Origin of the sequence: Haemophilus sp. UMB1048, from assembly GCF_030218125.1 — a bacterium.
In the GTDB taxonomy this organism is placed as follows: Bacteria; Pseudomonadota; Gammaproteobacteria; order Enterobacterales; family Pasteurellaceae; genus Haemophilus_D.
This window is the reverse complement of the sequence record NZ_JASOPB010000002.1, coordinates 266,944-284,919: the sequence shown is the minus strand read 5'-3', so window position 1 is coordinate 284,919 and position 17,976 is coordinate 266,944. Positions and strand designations below refer to the sequence as shown.

Genomic DNA, 17,976 nt, shown 5'->3' with positions numbered 1-17,976 from the left:
TAACCTTAAAATATCGTCTGTTTTATCCTATTAAATGGTCAAACTATGAATTATTTTTTTACTTTCCTGCTTCAAGCACTTTTACCTTTTTCATTATTGCTCGGTGTTTATCACAGTAAACAATCCTCTGTAAGTGCAAAAAAAATAATTTGGCTTAGCCTATTCGGTTTTATTGCCGGTATCGTACTGCGCCTTAGTTTACCTACGGGACAAAAAACCAATTTAATCGTCAATGCGGTCATATTGGCACTATTGATTATCTTTGCCTTATGTTTAATTTTCGGCAAAGGTCGCTTACCTGCCTTTTGGCAAACGGTATTAATGCTCATCGCGGGCAGTTTCTGGGCAAAAGATCCTAACATTACAGCCCTCGTTTCTACTGATGTTATCAATACCGATTCGATCTTACATATAAGTGCGGTCATTTTTGCCTTTGTTTTTTGTTTATGCTTACAAGGCTGGATCGATTTACTTCTAAAACAAGCGTTAAAAACACAACAAAAATCAACCGCACTTTTAAAAGGTGCTATTAGCCTTCTCTTAGTTTGCTTGCTTGTTCCACTTATCGGTGAACTCTTATTAATTTTAATGAAACTTCAGGTGCTTGAGCTTACCAAGCCTCGTTTAAGTTTTGTTGCGAAATCAGGCGAAATTACTCGCTGGTTAAATTACATCTGTGCAGCATTGCTCTTAGTTGTACTTGCCATCTTTTACGGCAAAATTCATTTATCACGCAAGCAACAAGTTAATGCAACACAAGAACCAATTGAAAAACGCCAAAAATTAGCCGCATTGCGTAACTCCTCTCGCTTACTTGGATGGGGCTATTTGGCCTTAGCAATTACTTTTGCAACGCAACTTTATTGGGAACAAATTGCTTCTCGTCCACCACAACTTTCAGAAGCAATTCCTCTGACTTTAGATGAAAAGCAACAAGTGCATATTCCAATTGAGCAAGTAAAAGATGGCAAATTGCACCGTTTTGTTTGGATTGCTGATGATGGTAAAGCTGTACGTTTCTTTGTTATTAATCGTCAACCGGATAAATTAAGTCTAGCCGCGGTATTTGATGCCTGCTTGCTTTGTGGTGACCAAGGTTATGTGATGGAAGGCAACCAAGTGGTTTGTGTTGGTTGTGGCGTACATATGTTTATTCCATCTATTGGTAAACCGGGTGGCTGTAATCCTGTACCGATTGAAGATTGGCAACAAACTGAGACTGAAATTCTCATTAATCGAACCGGCTTAGAAGAAGGGCTGAATTTATTTAGTACCATTGTTGAAATCGATGTAAAAGATCCGATTAGTGGTACTCAAATGAAAAACACTAAAACGGAGCACAAATACAATTATGAAGGTAAAACTTACTTCTTTGAAAGCGAGAAAAACCTCGATTTATTCCGTGATAACCCTGAAAAATATTTAGGTAAGGAGGAATAATGCTAGCAAGAATGTTATTCCAATCTTGGCGTTTTAGCATAAAACGTAAGTTTTTAGCAGTGGTGACTATTTTCTTGGCTGCGGGATTAGTCTCTGCGCTATTAGCTGTTTCTATTGATATCGGCGACAAGATGGCGAAAGAGCTGAAATCTTATGGTGCTAATATTTTGGTTGAGCCTGCAAGCAATGCAGCCTTGCCTGGCGAACTCAGTCATAACACTGATTTAAGCAGCCAAGATTTCCTTGATGAAAAAGAACTGCCGAATATTAAAGATATTTTTTGGCGAAATAACATCGTGGGATTTGCGCCATTGTTAAGTGCAAATGTAAAAGCAGAAATTCTTTCTGCAAAAACGCATGAAAAATCGACCGCACTTGAACAAATTAATGTGCTTGGTACATTTTTCGATCACAACATTCCTGTACCAGATGAAGACGATTTCCATACGGGGCAAAAAATTATTAGTCCTTATTGGCATGTTGAAGGGGAATGGGTCAACGACCTTGAAACGCCTGAAGGTGAATTTATTCCTGCACTCATTGGTGAACAATTAGCACAACGAACTGGCCTAAAACAAGGCGATAAAATCAAGCTTCACTATCAAAATAATGAACTTAATAATCAAAGTGCGGTTGAAATTACCGGGATTTTATCTACTGGGGGCGCTGAAGATAATCAATTAGTCATGCCACTCAATGCCGTGCAAAAATTACTGGGTTTAGAAGGGAAAATTCAATCAGTTAAAGTCTCTGCGCTTACCGTGCCTGAAAATGACCTTTCTCGTAAAGCGCGAGCCAATACCGATGCGTTAGATGCCGAAGAGTACGATCGTTGGTATTGTACGGCTTATGTTTCTTCTATTTCACATCAGTTAGAAGAAGCCATTTCTGGTGCCATTGTTCGCCCAATTTGGCAGGTTGCAGCGTCAGAAGGGGTCGTCATTGGTAAAATCCAGTTATTGCTTGCTGTCGTTACTCTCGCTGCTTTAATCGCGGCAGCCATGGGGATTGCCTCATTAATGAGTACAGGGATCATTGAACGTTCAAAAGAAATTGGTTTAATGAAAGCCTTAGGCGCATACCAATGGCAAATCGCCTTATTATTTTATTGCGAAGCCATTATCAGTGCCTTAATTGGTGGCACTCTTGGTTGTATTGCAGGTTGGGGCTTAGCAAGATTTATTGGTTCAGCGCTATTTGGCGTACCACTGAGTTTCGCTTGGATTGTAATCCCTTGCGTATTGATGCTGTCTATTTTAATTGCTGTGGTGGGCACTTGGTTCCCAGCCCATCGTATTGCCAAACTTTACCCTGTGGAGGTGCTGTATGGCCGCCAATAAAAGTATGTTTTGGCGTTTAATCTTCCAAGCATTACGCCTACGTTTACAACGGGTATTTATTATCTTCTCTGCGTTGACTGTCGGTGCGTCTATTGTTACCGCAATGGCAGCAGTATATTTTGATATTAATACCAAAATGAGCCAAGAGCTCCGTACTTTTGGGGCAAACTTTTACATTGGTGCGGCCAATGGTGGTTTGATGAAAGAGCGCCAATTAAAGCAAATTCTTCATCATGCACCGGATAATTTCATCACAGCAGCCAGCCCTTATTTATATGGCGTAGCGCGAAGTGATTTAGAAAAAATCGTCATTATGGGCGTGTGGTTTGAAGATATGCATGTTCTCGCGCCTTATTGGCAAATTACCGGGTCAGCTATTAATGTCAATTTTGACGATCGTAATGCCATGATTGGCAAAACTTTAGCTGAACGCCTTAATTTAGGTGTTGGAAGCAAATTAACTCTGTCTAAAAATGCCGTTGAAAAACATGAATTTACAATTAAAGCGATTGTTGAGGCAGGCGATGCCACAGATAACATGTTAATCGTCAGTTTGGAATTTGCACAAAGTTGGTTAGATAAAGAAGGATTGGCAAATAACGCCTTGCTCAATGTGAAAAATGAACAAGGTAACGTCGCACAATTTGCGCAGGATATTATGCAAAGCCAACCCGATCTAACTGCCCGCCCAATTCGAAAAGTCTCAGCTTCTGAAGGACAGATTTTAGATAAAATCAAAGGATTGATGGGCTTAATCTCATTGGTCATTTTGATTCTCGCTACCCTTTGTGTGAATACCACGTTGATTGCTATTGTTGGTGAGCGAGCAAAAGAATTTGCACTGCAAAAAGCCTTAGGTGCAAAACAAAGTGACATCATTAAGCAAATTAGTACCGAAATTCTGATCATTGCACTCTGTGCAATTGTCGCGGGCCTGATTCTCGGCTACATCTTGGCACAATTACTTGGATTAACCGTATTCAAATCTTATATTGATATGCGTCTGCCAGTTATTCCAATTACTATCGTATTATCGTTATTGGTTGCCTTTATTGCGGTGATTGTACCAACCAAACGAGCTTTAAATATTCAAACCGCAAATGTGTTAAAAGGGGAATAAAATGAGTGAATTTGTGATTGAAACGCAACATTTATATAAACGATTCGGGCAAGTCACTGCTTTAGAAGATATTAATATTCAAATTCGCCAAGGTGAGTTTATTGCCATCATGGGCGCATCGGGTTCAGGTAAAACCACGCTCATGAATATTCTAACTGGCTTAGATACGGCCAGTGAAGGTAAAGTGATTTTAGACGGTGTTGATGCGGCACAACTGGATGAAGTGGGTCGTCAACGTTTCCGAGCGGAAAAAATTGGTCTAGTCTTCCAACAATTCCATTTAATTCCTTATTTGACCGCACTTGAAAATGTGATGCTGGCTCAGCATTATCACAGTGTGATTGATGAAGCAGCGGCTAAAGCAGTACTCGAACAAGTGGGATTGGGTCATCGTATTGATCACCGTCCAAGCCAACTTTCTGGAGGCGAACAACAACGGGTGTGTATTGCTCGCGCATTGGTGAACCAACCTCCGGTCATTTTTGCCGATGAACCTACGGGTAACCTCGACGAAAAAAATGAAACGCTTGTACTAGATTTACTACAAGAATTAAATCGCCAAGGTCGAACCATCGTTATGGTTACACACAATCCTGAATTGGGTGAGTTAACCGATCGTGTTATTTATCTCCATCACGGAAAATTTGTAAAAGAGGACATTAATGAAAAATAAATTCGTAAAACTACTCGCCATAAGTGCGGTCATTTTCGGCAGTGTTTCTTGTAAAGATGAGGTTGCTGCAATTGGTCAAAAAGCACCAGATATTGCAGCCTATGATTTACAAGGTAAAGAAGTGAAACTTGAGGATTGGAAAGGCACTCGCTTACTGACATTCTGGTCTGAAACCTGTGGTCGATGTGTCGCTGAGTTAAAAGAATTTGAAAAATTGGCTGAAGCTAATCCAAATAAGGTTCAACTTATCGCTATTAATGTAGATGGTGATAAAGTGGATACCAAAGCTGTAGTAGCCAAACGTCAGCTTACGTTGCCGGTTATCAAAGACCAATTAAAAATCACAGCAGAACGCTATCAGCTTATCGGCACGCCAACAAGCTTTGTGATCACACCTGAAGGCAATATTCAGGCTAAATATGAAGGGGCGATTCCCGCAGAAGATTTAGATAGATTATTTAAAGGCTAGCCAAAATGCAAAAACGAATTTACTTACTCTCTACTTTTTTACCCGTTTTAGGCTTTTCATTTGCCATACCCGCGCTTTCTGCTGAAGCTGACTTAGCTAAAGCAGAAAAGGTATATAAACTCTCTTGTGCTACTTGTCATGGGAAACAAGGCGAAAAACCAGCAATGGGTGAGTCAAAAATTATTAATCAACTAAAACCAGAAGAAATTTCAACCGCACTTTCAGAACGAAAAGCGGGAAATATTACTGGTGCAGGAAGCCCTGCAAAACAGCGTTTAAGTGAGCAAGATATTCATAATTTAAGTGAATATATTCAAACACTAAAATAGTTTTTGAAATTTTTTTAAACTAATTTTAAAATGTAAGGTCTTAGAAAGGGCTTAGTTTTTATAAGCTAAGAAATTTTTTATATATCAATAAAGGATTGTTTATGAACAAATTTACTAAAATCAGTGCAACTGCATTATTTGCATTATTCTTAACTGCTTGTGATAAACCAGCAGATAAACCAGCTCCAGCGAAACCTGAAACTACTCAGCCTGCGCCAGAAGCTAAACAAGAAGCAGCAAAACCTGCTGAAGCAACGCCTGCTCAAGAACAAGCTGACTACAACAAATTACTTGAATGGAATGCAAGCCAAGCGCAAGCTCAAATGGCTGCACAACAAAAACTTCAATCTGATTTAACTGCTGCGGTTCAAGCAAAAGATGAGAAGAAAATTGAAGAAGCAATCAAAACTTTCAACAAAACTGTTGAAGATACTATCGCAAGCTTAGATAAATTAGAAGTTGCTTCACCTTCAGTGAAAAGCATTAAAGATCAAAATAAAGAAGTACTTGCATTATCAAGTGAATTATTAGTTGATCAATTAAACTTAGCAACTAAAGCACCAACTGAAGAACAAACTAAAGCTTATCAAGCTAAAGTTGAAAAACTACAAGCTGCAGTAGCTAAATTACAAAAAGACGGTGCTGATTTAGCACAAAAATTTGCACCTGCCGCACCAGCTGCTCCAGCTGCAAAATAATTAATCATTGAAGATGAAAAAACCTTACTGTAACAAGTAAGGTTTTTTTTATTTTCCTATTTTAGTATTCTGCTTTTCAACACATCCACAAATCGTTCTGTCGCCCCTTCCCAACGATCTAAATATAACGCTGGCTCAATCAACTCTAATTCATTCAATAGAAATTGATTGTGAATAATCGTTCCATCTACGCGTGCATAAACAGGCATTTCAGGCAATTTATGTAAAACATGACGAGCGGTTTCAATGATATGGCTATCAACCTCAACAGGGATAATTTCAACTTTATATTGTGAATTCGCTCGCCATTCATTTTGAGGTGGCTGTCGGCGAATAGCATGACTAAATACACCATTGAAAAAAATCAAACTAGTTTCACCATTTGTTGCCACTTCAGGAATAAACGGCTGTAGCACAACATGCTCACCATACGCAGAAAGATTAGGTAATGCTTCACCTTGTTTGAGTTTTGCCACCAAATTACCACTCTGCCCTACAGCAGGTTTAATCACAAACTCTGACCAATCTTGGCTTTCAAGTGAGGTCAAAATCTCAGATGTTTTTGGTGAACAAATAAGGGTTGGGATAACATTGACACCCCAATTCTGCAAATCACATAGATAGCTTTTATGACTATTCCATAACATTAATTCCGCAGGATTAATGAATGCATTCTTATGTTGTTTAATCCATTGAATAAATTCATTGTAGAAATTCGCATAATCCCATGCTGCTAAAGGCAGAATAAACTGACTCCGTAATGTTTCTTGCCAAGGCAAAAATTGAGTAGAAATACCTTGATTAGAAAGTTGTGTTTGTACAGGAATAAGATTTTGAGGAGCTGAAGGATACGTTTTGCAAGTGGTAATCGTAAGCATAGTAAATAATGACTGGTTTAAGCATAAAGAAGATGCGCCAATCATTAAACTGGCGCATCGATTTCAATGATTATTTTACTTGAGCAAAATATTTTTCAAGACGACCTTTGTTCGTCATTGATTTCTTCTCAAGATCTTTCACCACTTTCTCTGCTTGTTCTTTATTTGGTAGATTATCACCCACTTGAATCACACCATTCATATTCATTGAACGGTGTACTGGGCAAGTATAAACATAAACACCTTCTTTATCTAAAGTGATCGTAAGCTCCTGATCTTCTTCAGATTGGAATTTTTGTGCACCTTCAGGAATCGCTTTGCTGTGCACAAAGTGACTTTTATTTTCTGGACGGAATGTCACGGTATCACCTGGTTGTACTTTTAAATAACCCGGTTCAAAAACCATTGAGCCTTCACTGTTTGAATTCAACATTTTGATGTCATAATGTGCGGCTTGAGCAGCAAAACTTAATCCTAATAATGCTGCAAGTGCGATTTTTTTCATTTTCATTTCCTTCTAAGAATGTGCTGATTTACGTTGTGGACGAACCACCGGCAAACCGGCACTACATTGCAATAATTCAACGTTTACACGATATAAACGATTAATTGTTTCTACTTGTAAAACATGATGCGCATCGCCCACGCCTTGTACTTTACCTTCACCAAGTAAAATCAACTCATCTGAAAATTGAGCGGCAAGACTTAAATCATGTAATACCATTATAGTAATCAGATTTTTCTGTTTCGTATAGGTGTAAACTTCTTCTAATAGATTAAGCTGATGATGCATATCTAACGCACTCACCGGCTCGTCCAACATTAAAATCTGTGGCTCACGTAATAAAACCTGGGCAAACATCACCATTTGACGCTGTCCACCACTGAGATTCAGAATATCACGATGGGCTAAATGACCAATGCCTAATTGTGCCATAATACTTGCTGCTTCAGTGAGAAGCTCATCGCTTACTCGCATCGTTAGACTATCCATTCGTCCCAAAAGGACAACTTCAAGTGCGGTCAAGCTTGCATCTACTCGGCTATCTTGAGGCATATAGCCAATTGGTTTACGCCAATCTGCTAACTTCGTCCGTTCTAGCTGTTTGCCTTGATAGGTAATCATTCCTTCATGTGGTAATTCACCAAAAATGGTTTTCAGCATGGAGGATTTTCCCGTACCGTTTGGCCCAAGTACCGTGTAAACTTTACCTTCTTCAAAACGGACATTAATGTGATCAGCAACGGTGAGATCACCTCGTTTTACCGTAAGATTCTTTAATTCTAACATTATTGTCCCCTCTTGTTATTTAAAATAATCCAAAAGAAGAAAGGCACCCCAATAAACGAGGTGACAATCCCCACTGGGAACAATGCTCCAGGGATAATAACTTTGGACAATACCGAAGAAAGGGATAAGAATGCTGCACCGACTAACATTGCGCCTGGTAAGAAGAAACGTTGATCTTCACCAAGTAACATGCGAGCAACATGTGGTGCAACTAAGCCGATAAAGCCAATCACGCCAACGAAACTAATTGCTGTCGCCGTCATCATTGCGACAAGAACTAAAACCTTAATACGTAATACTTGCAAATTGATACCAAGACTCGCTGCACGATCTTCACCTAAACGAAGTGCGGTCAATTTCCAAAGCTCTTTGGAAAGTAATGCGACACAAATTGTGGTAACGACAATAATGATGATTAAACTTTGCCACGTAGCTTTATTTAAGCTACCGAATAGCCAAAACAGAATTTGTTGCGAGACTTCGGGAGCCGAAATAAATTGTACTAATGAGAGTAAGGATTGGAAAATAAAGAGCAATGCAATCCCTACCAGTACGAGCATTTCAGAATTAAAACGACGTTTAGACGCGAACAAGAAAAGAATCCCTGACGCGAGCATGGTCATGACAAACGCACCAATTGGCACTGCAACTTGTACCGGTAAACCAAAACTTCCGAAAGCAATTACAACAGAAGCCCCAAAACCTGCTGCTGCAGCGAGTCCTAATGTATAAGGACTTGCCATGGGGTTATTTAATAAGGTTTGGATCTCTGCCCCACCTACAGCCAGTGTTGCCCCGACTACAAGCGCCATCACTGCCATCGGTAAACGTAAATTATGCACAATATTGTCTGTCATTTTATCGACTTCACCGATGCCGAATAACGCATTCACGACTTCCGATACCGATAACATTGCTGGGCCGGTCATCACATCGAGAATAAGACTGATCACACCAATCACAAGAAAAGATAAAATAACAAACCAGCGTTTGCGTTCAAGCTTACGCTGGTTAGCCACAATATCTGCTACAACAGAATTGTTTTTCATTGATTAACGTTTCCTTTATTTGGTTTCAGGGAAAAGATAAATCGTACCTTCCGGGGTAACCGGTAAGTAGTTTTTATAGAAGTTTAAGTAAGTTTGTTGCGGATCTAAATCTTTGAAAAGATCAGGATACGCCGCTTTAGCCACAAACTGAACGGAAGCGCTATCAGATAAAGTACGAGAATTCGCATGATATGCGACATAAACACGATTATTTTTCACAGCCGGTAATTCATCCCAGCCAGCACGATGTTTAAATGCGTTTAAACGACGTTCTGCTTCTGCTTTTTCAATACCAAAGCCCATTACCATACCGTCTTGATTTTTCTTCAATTCAGTTTCACGGCCTGTAATAATAATCGCATCTGGTTTCGCGGCTAATACTTTTTCAGCTGCTAATGTACCCCATTTACCAATTTCTGCAGGAGCAACGTTTTCTGCGCCTACAAGGCTAATCATTGAGCCCCACATGCTTGAGAAGAATGTCATCCCTTGTTCAGCTGGGCCACCACGACCGAACTCTACATACACTTTCGGTTGTTTTGCTAATTTTGCATTTTTAACCGTCGTTTGAATATGTTCTACGATATCTTTGTATTCTTTAGCCATTTTCGCGGCACGATCTTTCTGCCCCGTCAATTGACCAATAATTTCCGTTGATTTGATGTGTTTATCTAAGGTTTGAGCGTTGTAATCTAATACAACAATTGGAATACCCGCTTCATTGATAGCATCTAAATCAGATCCTAGCATTTCGTACTGCCAATCAGCTAAGACTAAAAGATCAGGTTTTAATGAAAGCACTTTTTCCACAGAGAATGTGCCTTCCTCTACTTCACCCACATCATCTAATTGATTTAATTTTGGCACCGCCTTGCTGAATAACTCCCAGCTTGCTGGTGCCCAAGAAGACCATACTTTCTTAGAAAAACCGACAACGTTATCTAACGCTTTGTCACCACCGACTGCCATATAATCTTGGTAATAGAAACCAAGCACCACACGTTTTGCCGGTAAATCAACGGTAACTTCACGATCAAGTATATCTTTTACTTTCACGGGATTAGCATTGGCAAAACCTGCACTTAAACCAAGAATAGTGGCAATCGCTAAAGTTGAAAAACGTCTTTTCATAAGAAAAATCTCCTGAGTAAAATTAAACAATTTAAATGATAATAATTATCGCCACGTATAGTAGCGAAAACGATTGCTAAATTCAACTCAGACGTTTGATTATTCTTCGTAAGCTTCGTCAGTTAATGTTTTTAAGAATGCCTCTAACGCATTAATCTCTTCATCTGTTAGCGGTTTGGCTTTTAAAACATCAGGATTAATGGTTTGAGCATATTCGGCTTTATCCCACGCTTTTCCTGTTTCAGGATTAATTTTACGATTAGGATTATTGAAACTGTCTTTAAATAGTAAAACGCTTTTTAAATCGCGGAAAACACCGTTATGCATATAAGGTGCAGTAACACCAATGTTACGCAAAGTTGGCACTTTAAATTTACCTTTTTGTTTTTCATCGCCTTTCACCATCGGATTATCCAATAGTCCATTATCCACATAATCAGCCGCAAGTTTATTCAACTTAATTAACGCTTGGTTACTTGGTACGCCGATATTGTAATAGCGATAATTCGTAAAGGTTTCTTTTGCTGAATTCGCTTCACTTGATTGGTGGCAGTTACTGCAGTTTGTTCGTGTTTTATCAAAAAATAATGCCTTACCTTTGGCTTCAAGTGCGGTCAATTCTGCTTCACCTTTTAGAGTGCGATCATATTTTGAAGAGAATTGCGCAAATAATTCATGCTTTTCGAACTCCGCAATGGCTTTTTCCATAATGGCATAGATTTTGTCGGTATCTGCCCAAATGCTTTCACCATAAATAGCCGTAATTGCCTTGTAATAAATTGAATTCGCTTTTAGACGTTCGACAATCGATTTTTTATCTGGCATGCCCATTTCTACAGGATTAACTGGTGGACCACCTGCTTGCTCGGCTAAATCTTTTGCACGACCATCCCAGAATTGTCCCCCCACATAATCTTGAATTTTTTCATCAAAATGAAAATCTGGTGAAAACATCGCATAAAGTGCCGTGTTGGCATTTCGATTGCCATGAAGATGCGGATTATCCCCCTCAGAGACCATTTGATTTGCCGAATTTTTACGTTGATCCACAAAGGCGGTACCCGGGTTGTGACAAGTTGAACAGCTTTGTGTTTTATTAAAAGAAAGCGATTTATCAAAAAACAGAACTTCGCCCAATCCTTGATAATTCAATTCTTTTTCCTTAGCTTGATCAGCTAAGGCATAATTGCTCTGCATCAAAGGTGCAAACAATAAAATAGAAAGCCATTTTTTTTGCATCGTGTTCTCCAAATATTCAAATTACAGATAAAAAATAATCCAACAAAGCTTTGTTGGATTATAAAAGGAAAATAATTTTCTACAAACCGGTTGCCATCTTAATGCGATCAGCAAACATACCAATACTCACGCCAAAATAGTTCGATTTGTTCCAATCTAAAATTGTGCGGTAGTTATTGGAGACTAAGAATGCTCGCCCAACTTCTTTATCAGGACGAACTAGCCAAAGATCTGCTTGCGAAAGTGCGGTTAATTTATCTTGTTCTTGTTGGCTGAAGCTTGCTAGGGTAACACCTTTAGATTGCCAATCACTTAATGAACGTGCTTTGTTTTTCTCAATGCCTGAAAGCGATAAATCTAATGGTTGATTTAATGTGACTTCAACACCCCAAGGCAATTTGTTATCCCAACCTACAGTGTGAAGATAATTTGCAATTGAAGCAAACGCATCAAATTGGTTATTCCAGATATCCTTCACGCCATCATTATTACCATCTGCCGCATAATTTAAGAATGCGCTTGGCATAAATTGGGTTTGCCCCATTGCGCCCGCCCAAGAACCTAACATTCTGTGACGTTGAATATGATCACGTTCTAACATTTTCATCGCATTCACAAATTCTTTACTGAATAAGGCTTCACGTCTGCCATCAAAGGCTAATGTGGCCAAAGCTGAAAGTACATCATAGCTACCTTGGTAGTGACCAAAGCTACTTTCCATGCCCCATAAGGCAAGGATATATTCCTGTTGAACACCATAACGTTGACTTGCTTGTTGTAATGGCGCTTGTACTTCCCAATAACGCTCTTCGGCAATATCTACTTTATTTTGAGTCAGTACTTTATTCAGATAATTGGTTGTGCCGTTTGGATTGGGTAACTGTGGTTGATCTGAATTACGCTTGCTTCTACCCGCTTGGGCACGGTCCAAATCCACCGCCTTTTGCATATATTGAATATTATTTTGAGCATTCAATACAGAAGCTGACACACCTTCAGCTGCTGCTTTACCTTTTAAGAACTGCACATAATCATTAAAGTTATCTAAGGTTCTTGGCTTGCTGTACACAGCGTTGCTACTTACCGATGGAATACTTTTTGTTGATGATGTTGTACTGCTTGAACAACCCACTAATAAAAGTGCGGTCGATAACGCAGTCATTTTTAACATTGAGATTAAATTCATTTCTTTTCCTTTTTTAATTATCAAAATATCGCATTATTTGCGTAAAAATTGGTTATAAACAGCTTTCAATAATGAGGTTGGTAATAAGCGAGAACCTGAACGCAAGGCAAAGGTAAATAGGCCAGAAAATAAGCCTTGAATACCTAAGCGGTGCTTCAATTTAAATAAACGCCATTCTGCCTTGGCTTGGTTTAAACCACGACGACGCCCTACCATACCATTGCCTACGCGGGCATAAACTAAAATATCCGGCAAGTTTGCCACTTTTTGACCTTGTGCCACAAGCTTAATCCACAGGTAATAATCTTCCTGTAAATCTTCATATCCACCACAATTAATGACCGCACTTTTTTGATACGCCACCGTCATGTGATTGAACGGACAACGTTTTTGCGTAAATTTAACGATATCTTGTGCATCAGTCGGTACATTACGATATGCCACGATGTCTTGAATATTTTCGCCAAACTCAGCAATCTGCCCACCAAAAATAATTGTATCTGGGTGCTGTTCAATAAACGCCACTTGTTTCGCAAAACGCTCAGGCACACAAATATCATCGGTGTCCATACGGAAGACCCAATCGTGAGAACAATGTTTTAATCCTTCATTGAGCGCTTTGCCTAAGCCTAAGTTCTTTGGCAACTTCACTAAGTTTAAGGGTAATTTGGTTTCGAATTCAGAAACCACGGCTTCCAATTCTGGCGTTACCGCACCATCAAACACCAACACAATCTCATCTGCTGGATGGGTTTGAGCCACTAAACTTTCAAAACATTCTCTTAAATATTGTGGATTTTCCTTAATGTATAAGGACATTAAAACTGAAAATTTCATACTTCTCTATCTAAATAAGTTATCTACATAAACCGTTTCAAATTAATTGCCAATTTAGGTGAAATTAAAACCACAAAGGCAATGACTAGCTGCTTAATACTTTTCGTTAATTTAAAAATCTCAAAATAGTAAAAAGCCGCTTTACGGGATAAATTCATTATATGTGGATAAGCCAACATATATTGTGCGTTGATGGCAAAATTCTTTTCTTGCTCTGCTGTTTTCACATAATTTTCACGGATATAATCAATCGCTTTTTGCGTATTAGTCGTATCTGTTGATACGCTAGAACGTTTAGTATGGAACGTACAATAAGTTAATGGTTCTGCTACTTTGCACGCTTTAAACGTTGGATCTTGCACAAGTTTCAGTAAGAAATCATAGTCTTCCAATGAACGAAGTGCGGTCGATAATCCACCGATTTTTAAAAACAGATCTTTTTTCACCCCAATCATCGGCATACCACCGATTTTATTCGCCAGTAAAATTCGCTCTACGCTAATCTCTTGCGGCTCAATCGGGTTGGTCACATAGCTAAAGCCTTCATTCACCATTTCACATTTGGCTGGATGATAAACAAAATTAACATCGGGATGCTCGGCAATCACATCGGCTAATGTCTGACATTTATCATTTGCAAAACGATCGTCATCATCAAGGAATAACAACCAATCATTATCGGCCTTTCTCGCCCCGATATTACGACTTTCTGCGGCACCTTGATTAGTTTCGTTACGAATCACTTTAACTGCAAATGGATATGCTTGTGTCACTTCAACAGGTTCTTTCGAGTAGTCATCCACAATCACCACATCAAAATTATAAGTGGTTTGCTTGGTTAAACTTTCCAATAACGCAGGAATTTCTTCTTTCCGATTATAAGAAGGCACGATGATACTAAACATCTTTCGACTCCTTTTGTTTAAATAAAATAAGCTGTTTACCGTGAGTGCCAAAAAGCGATAAAAACATCAACATCACGAACATAATGCCAGGGAAAGCAAAGGTGTCAGCTTTGATGTTACAAAATGCCAAAATCACAAAGGCAGAAAGGATAAATTTCCAGCTGCCATCAAACCAATTTAAGGCGACTTTGCGCACAAAATAGAAGGTAACCGCAAAACACACTAAAGCATAAGATACGCCACCATAAAGAATCTGACGTAAGAAACCAGAATCCGTATGACCATAATAACGGCCAACTTCCAACTGCCCTGTCATATACATGCCATCGCCATAAATAAACTGTTTAAGCGTTGGCATGAACAGGTGGTTTTTCATCAAAGTATCGGTTGAAGAACTGACAAATCCTGCACCGTGTAATAAATTAATCACGGGCTCTAAAGCATGTGCAACATAAGGATTTTCTGGCAAGAAATACGACAATAACAAGACCAAAATAGCAAATGCAATGAGTGATGGGACATAACGCCATTTGAAATACACTAAAATGCTTACGACGGATAACAGAAGGAATGTGCGTCCTGAAATTAATCCGATACATAGCATAAAAAACACTAAAATACTTGGAAGTGTATTATGTTTAGCGTTGTAAGCCAGTAAGAAATGCAACAGCATTAAATAGAATAAACTCAGTTGGAAAAAGGCGGTTGCGGTGATGTTATATAAGCGATATTCCTGCTCTGAACCATAAAAACGTGCAGGTAACACCGCATTGGTCGAAAGCAAGAAATCGATCATAAATGATGCGCCGAGCAAGCCAATGATGCCCACTACAAATTGCACCACAACACCAATTTGCAAATCTCGCACGACTCGTTGTTGTCCGTTTGAATTGGCATAAAACGCATTATAAAGTCCCACTCCTAAGAGGAATAAAATTAATTCCTTCACATACATGGTGATAACAGAAAGATCTTTTGTGCCATTAAGCAATAACGGAATCACACTGAAAACAATCAATCCGCCTAAAACAGCAAGACTGTCTAAAGGCAGAATGATGCCTTGTGGCTTCTGCTTTTTAATGTACTGATAAGCCAAAACAACCAGTGCTGCCAAGCCCGCGACGAATGACATTCGCACGACATGGAACAGCCAAGGATCGTAAAGATAAAAAAGGTTAAAAAGTGCGGTCATTTTTTACGTTATTTTCCTAAATTCTTTTTCACCGCTAAGATTTTTTTAAGCGGATATTTAATTAATTTCTTCACCAAATTATTAGATTTTGAACCGCGAACCGCTTCCAAATTACTCACTAATTGTGGATTTTCAATGGCAACAAGCGGACGAACCACATTGTTATTAATCTGGAATTGGGTTTCAAATAATAAGAAATCATCAGCCAGCCAAAACGGCTTTTCTTGTTCAAGTTGCTTTAAAAATGCACGTGCCGCTGATTTTTTAATTAAGTATGCTACCGTACCCGCAAAATAACTTTTATATGGATAAGCCACGGTGACATCACCCACTGTTTGACGTAAAAATGAGAAGGTTGTCGGATAATTAATTTCCAATTCCACATCATCAAATTCCGCAATTTTTGATTGCCCGATTAATACAATATCTGCATCACATTTTTCGGTTAAAAGTGCGGTTGTGTTTGGCGATAAATTAGCATTAAATAACGCATCATCTTCACAGACTAAAGCATAGTCATTTTCCGTCACATTTTGCTCTTCCACGATCTGGCGATAAACCGCTAAATGGCTTAATGTACAACCAATTTCGCCTTTTGTGACGTTGCGTCCATAATGCTGTTCAAACTTCGTTGGATTGAACACTTCTGCCAATTCTTCCCATTCTTTTTGCATGGTATTAATCGCTGAAAATACAGCAAAATCAGCGGTATCTGGTTGAGCAAAAAACAGCTCACGACGCTGAACATCTTTATCTAGTGAAATCAAATATTTATTCATAATTATCTCAAATTTGGTTTTTGCAGTATTTTGATTACAACAAACGGAAATAGTTGCAAATTATACTAAAGAAATAGTCCAATGGCATGGCTTTTAGCACAACTTTAAAAAGCCTTAAAAAAATAACCGCACTTTAATTACTTAAAGCGCGGTTAATCCTAAATATGTTTTTCTTTCTATTAGAAAATTGAAACTGCTAAACCAACTACAACACTTAAAGAAAGTACTACTGTTAGCATCGCGTAACCAAAATCACCCATTTTAATTTCCCACTTGTTTAGTTAAAGATAACCCATTCTAACAATAAAGTTTTTTTTTGCAAAAATTTTTTATAATTTGCTTAACCTATTTGGCGACAGTCTTTATAATGGGAAAAATTCTCTAGAGGCAAAATTATGGCAACAATTAAAGATGTCGCGAAAATGGCTGGTGTTTCCACCACCACAGTTTCCCATGTAATTAATAAAACCCGTTTTGTAGCAAAGGAAACCGAAGAGGCAGTGATGCAAGCCATTAAAAGCTTGAAATACTCACCAAGTGCTGTTGCGCGTAGTTTGAAAGTCAATACGACAAAATCTATTGGGATGATTGTGACCACCAGTGAATCCCCTTATTTTGCTGAAATCATTCATGCCGTTGAAGATCATTGTTATCGTCAAGGTTATTCACTTTTTTTGTGTAATACACAAAATGATCCTGAAAAAATTAAAAATCACGTCGAAATGCTCGCCAAGAAACGCGTAGATGGTTTATTGGTGATGTGTTCTGAATATACGCAACATTCACTTGATGTGCTTTCAGGTTTCTCTTCCGTACCTATGGTGGTAATGGATTGGGGTCCTAATGTGGATACCGATATCATTGAAGATAACAGCTTTACGGGCGGTTATATTGCGACTAAGCATTTAATTGATTGTGGTCATAAAGCTATTGGTCTTATTGCGGGGGAATTGGATAAAACTACCGCAAGAACCCGTTATGAAGGTTTTGTGAAAGCCATGAATGAAGCCAATCTGCCAATTCATGAAAATTGGATTATGGAAGGTTTCTTCGAACCAGAAGACGGTTACGAGTGCATGAACAAGATCCTTTCACAAGACAGCCTACCTACTGCTGTCTTCTGCTGTAATGATGTGATGGCATTAGGGGCAATTTCTGCTATTACGGAAAAAGGTTTGCGCGTACCTGATGATATCTCGATTATTGGCTATGATAATATTCACTCATCACGTTTCTATGCACCGCCACTCACCACGATTCACCAATCTAAATCACGTTTAGGTGCACAAGCAGTGAATCTCTTATTTGAACGTATTGCGAATAAAGATAACGACAATCACGAAAAACATCGTATTGCGATCCATCCAGAATTGGTACTACGAAAATCAGTTCGTACACTTGCATAAACATTAAATTTTTT

At 38.8% G+C, this 17,976-nt stretch carries 19 protein-coding genes; 8 read left to right on the top strand and 11 right to left on the bottom strand.

The genetic code is table 11. The features are described 5' to 3' along the window. Positions 1-45: 45 nt before the first annotated feature. The 7 genes from QP437_RS03090 (at position 46) to QP437_RS03060 (ending at position 6,069) form a co-directional block, all read left to right on the top strand. Complete coding sequence (locus tag QP437_RS03090; RefSeq protein WP_285266913.1) at positions 46-1,440, top strand: Fe-S-containing protein; 1,395 nt, start codon at positions 46-48, stop codon at positions 1,438-1,440. Further along, positions 1,440-2,780 carry an ABC transporter permease gene (locus QP437_RS03085; RefSeq protein ID WP_285266912.1) on the top strand — a complete coding sequence of 447 codons (1,341 nt, stop codon included), beginning with the start codon at positions 1,440-1,442 and terminating at the stop codon, positions 2,778-2,780. The genes QP437_RS03090 and QP437_RS03085 overlap by 1 nt, the downstream gene beginning before the upstream one ends. Further along, on the top strand, positions 2,767-3,900 hold the full coding sequence (locus tag QP437_RS03080; protein ID WP_285266911.1) for an FtsX-like permease family protein: 1,134 nt from the start codon (positions 2,767-2,769) through the stop codon (positions 3,898-3,900). Before QP437_RS03085 ends, QP437_RS03080 begins: the two co-directional genes overlap by 14 nt. Position 3,901: 1 nt before the next feature. Then, entirely contained in the window at positions 3,902-4,573 is a 672-nt protein-coding gene (locus QP437_RS03075; protein ID WP_285266910.1) for an ABC transporter ATP-binding protein, read from the top strand. Further along, positions 4,563-5,042: a TlpA disulfide reductase family protein gene (locus tag QP437_RS03070; RefSeq protein ID WP_065243571.1), complete on the top strand. Its 480-nt coding sequence runs from the start codon at positions 4,563-4,565 to the stop codon at positions 5,040-5,042. The genes QP437_RS03075 and QP437_RS03070 overlap by 11 nt, the downstream gene beginning before the upstream one ends. A gap of 5 nt (positions 5,043-5,047) precedes the next feature. After that, positions 5,048-5,371: a c-type cytochrome gene (locus tag QP437_RS03065; RefSeq protein ID WP_285266909.1), complete on the top strand. Its 324-nt coding sequence runs from the start codon at positions 5,048-5,050 to the stop codon at positions 5,369-5,371. 101 nt (positions 5,372-5,472) lie between these two features. Next, positions 5,473-6,069: a hypothetical protein gene (locus QP437_RS03060; RefSeq protein WP_049375072.1), complete on the top strand. Its 597-nt coding sequence runs from the start codon at positions 5,473-5,475 to the stop codon at positions 6,067-6,069. Positions 6,070-6,125: 56 nt separating this feature from the next. Here the strand turns inward: QP437_RS03060 and QP437_RS03055 are convergent, their stop codons facing one another. The 11 genes from QP437_RS03055 to QP437_RS03005 all read right to left on the bottom strand — a co-directional run bounded on the left by QP437_RS03055 (position 6,126) and on the right by QP437_RS03005 (position 16,556). Beyond that, complete coding sequence (locus tag QP437_RS03055) at positions 6,126-6,992, bottom strand: RimK family alpha-L-glutamate ligase (protein ID WP_285266908.1); 867 nt, start codon at positions 6,990-6,992, stop codon at positions 6,126-6,128. A 25-nt stretch (positions 6,993-7,017) separates the two neighbouring features. Further along, on the bottom strand, positions 7,018-7,452 hold the full coding sequence (locus QP437_RS03050) for a pseudoazurin (protein ID WP_049370824.1): 435 nt from the start codon (positions 7,450-7,452) through the stop codon (positions 7,018-7,020). 12 nt (positions 7,453-7,464) lie between these two features. Continuing rightward, positions 7,465-8,238, bottom strand: coding sequence for an ABC transporter ATP-binding protein (locus QP437_RS03045; RefSeq protein ID WP_005696236.1), 774 nt, complete (start codon positions 8,236-8,238; stop codon positions 7,465-7,467). Then, positions 8,238-9,287: an iron ABC transporter permease gene (locus tag QP437_RS03040; protein ID WP_285266907.1), complete on the bottom strand. Its 1,050-nt coding sequence runs from the start codon at positions 9,285-9,287 to the stop codon at positions 8,238-8,240. Before QP437_RS03040 ends, QP437_RS03045 begins: the two co-directional genes overlap by 1 nt. 15 nt (positions 9,288-9,302) lie before the next feature. Continuing rightward, on the bottom strand, positions 9,303-10,418 hold the full coding sequence (locus QP437_RS03035; RefSeq protein ID WP_285266906.1) for an ABC transporter substrate-binding protein: 1,116 nt from the start codon (positions 10,416-10,418) through the stop codon (positions 9,303-9,305). Positions 10,419-10,517: 99 nt separating this feature from the next. After that, a complete protein-coding gene (locus tag QP437_RS03030) occupies positions 10,518-11,657 on the bottom strand; it encodes a cytochrome-c peroxidase (protein WP_285266905.1) in 1,140 nt (379 codons plus the stop codon). A 79-nt stretch (positions 11,658-11,736) separates the two neighbouring features. Next, complete coding sequence (locus QP437_RS03025; RefSeq protein ID WP_111315565.1) at positions 11,737-12,843, bottom strand: lytic transglycosylase domain-containing protein; 1,107 nt, start codon at positions 12,841-12,843, stop codon at positions 11,737-11,739. A gap of 33 nt (positions 12,844-12,876) precedes the next feature. Continuing rightward, on the bottom strand, positions 12,877-13,680 hold the full coding sequence (locus QP437_RS03020) for a glycosyltransferase (RefSeq protein WP_049375063.1): 804 nt from the start codon (positions 13,678-13,680) through the stop codon (positions 12,877-12,879). Positions 13,681-13,703: 23 nt separating this feature from the next. Further along, positions 13,704-14,585, bottom strand: coding sequence for a glycosyltransferase family A protein (locus tag QP437_RS03015; RefSeq protein ID WP_285266904.1), 882 nt, complete (start codon positions 14,583-14,585; stop codon positions 13,704-13,706). Further along, a complete protein-coding gene (locus tag QP437_RS03010) occupies positions 14,578-15,777 on the bottom strand; it encodes a hypothetical protein (protein WP_285266903.1) in 1,200 nt (399 codons plus the stop codon). The genes QP437_RS03015 and QP437_RS03010 overlap by 8 nt, the downstream gene beginning before the upstream one ends. An 8-nt stretch (positions 15,778-15,785) precedes the next feature. After that, entirely contained in the window at positions 15,786-16,556 is a 771-nt protein-coding gene (locus QP437_RS03005) for a glycosyltransferase family 25 protein (protein WP_285266902.1), read from the bottom strand. 395 nt (positions 16,557-16,951) lie between these two features. Here QP437_RS03005 and purR point away from each other — a divergent pair, with 395 nt between their 5' ends. Continuing rightward, a complete protein-coding gene (gene purR / locus QP437_RS03000) occupies positions 16,952-17,962 on the top strand; it encodes an HTH-type transcriptional repressor PurR (RefSeq protein WP_111315569.1) in 1,011 nt (336 codons plus the stop codon). The last annotated feature ends 14 nt before the right edge of the window (positions 17,963-17,976 follow it).

Excerpts from the sequence above, each read along its gene's own strand:
- QP437_RS03090 (WP_285266913.1), top strand. The coding sequence starts at position 46 with ATGAATTATTTTTTTACTTTCCTGCTTCAAGCACTTTTACCTTTTTCA.
- QP437_RS03085 (WP_285266912.1), top strand. The coding sequence starts at position 1,440 with ATGCTAGCAAGAATGTTATTCCAATCTTGGCGTTTTAGCATAAAACGT.
- QP437_RS03080 (WP_285266911.1), top strand. The coding sequence starts at position 2,767 with ATGGCCGCCAATAAAAGTATGTTTTGGCGTTTAATCTTCCAAGCATTA.
- QP437_RS03075 (WP_285266910.1), top strand. The coding sequence starts at position 3,902 with ATGAGTGAATTTGTGATTGAAACGCAACATTTATATAAACGATTCGGG.
- QP437_RS03070 (WP_065243571.1), top strand. The coding sequence starts at position 4,563 with ATGAAAAATAAATTCGTAAAACTACTCGCCATAAGTGCGGTCATTTTC.
- QP437_RS03065 (WP_285266909.1), top strand. The coding sequence starts at position 5,048 with ATGCAAAAACGAATTTACTTACTCTCTACTTTTTTACCCGTTTTAGGC.
- QP437_RS03060 (WP_049375072.1), top strand. The coding sequence starts at position 5,473 with ATGAACAAATTTACTAAAATCAGTGCAACTGCATTATTTGCATTATTC.
- QP437_RS03055 (WP_285266908.1), bottom strand. The coding sequence starts at position 6,992 with ATGATTGGCGCATCTTCTTTATGCTTAAACCAGTCATTATTTACTATG.
- QP437_RS03050 (WP_049370824.1), bottom strand. The coding sequence starts at position 7,452 with ATGAAAAAAATCGCACTTGCAGCATTATTAGGATTAAGTTTTGCTGCT.
- QP437_RS03045 (WP_005696236.1), bottom strand. The coding sequence starts at position 8,238 with ATGTTAGAATTAAAGAATCTTACGGTAAAACGAGGTGATCTCACCGTT.
- QP437_RS03040 (WP_285266907.1), bottom strand. The coding sequence starts at position 9,287 with ATGAAAAACAATTCTGTTGTAGCAGATATTGTGGCTAACCAGCGTAAG.
- QP437_RS03035 (WP_285266906.1), bottom strand. The coding sequence starts at position 10,418 with ATGAAAAGACGTTTTTCAACTTTAGCGATTGCCACTATTCTTGGTTTA.
- QP437_RS03030 (WP_285266905.1), bottom strand. The coding sequence starts at position 11,657 with ATGCAAAAAAAATGGCTTTCTATTTTATTGTTTGCACCTTTGATGCAG.
- QP437_RS03025 (WP_111315565.1), bottom strand. The coding sequence starts at position 12,843 with ATGAATTTAATCTCAATGTTAAAAATGACTGCGTTATCGACCGCACTT.
- QP437_RS03020 (WP_049375063.1), bottom strand. The coding sequence starts at position 13,680 with ATGAAATTTTCAGTTTTAATGTCCTTATACATTAAGGAAAATCCACAA.
- QP437_RS03015 (WP_285266904.1), bottom strand. The coding sequence starts at position 14,585 with ATGTTTAGTATCATCGTGCCTTCTTATAATCGGAAAGAAGAAATTCCT.
- QP437_RS03010 (WP_285266903.1), bottom strand. The coding sequence starts at position 15,777 with ATGACCGCACTTTTTAACCTTTTTTATCTTTACGATCCTTGGCTGTTC.
- QP437_RS03005 (WP_285266902.1), bottom strand. The coding sequence starts at position 16,556 with ATGAATAAATATTTGATTTCACTAGATAAAGATGTTCAGCGTCGTGAG.
- purR (WP_111315569.1), top strand. The coding sequence starts at position 16,952 with ATGGCAACAATTAAAGATGTCGCGAAAATGGCTGGTGTTTCCACCACC.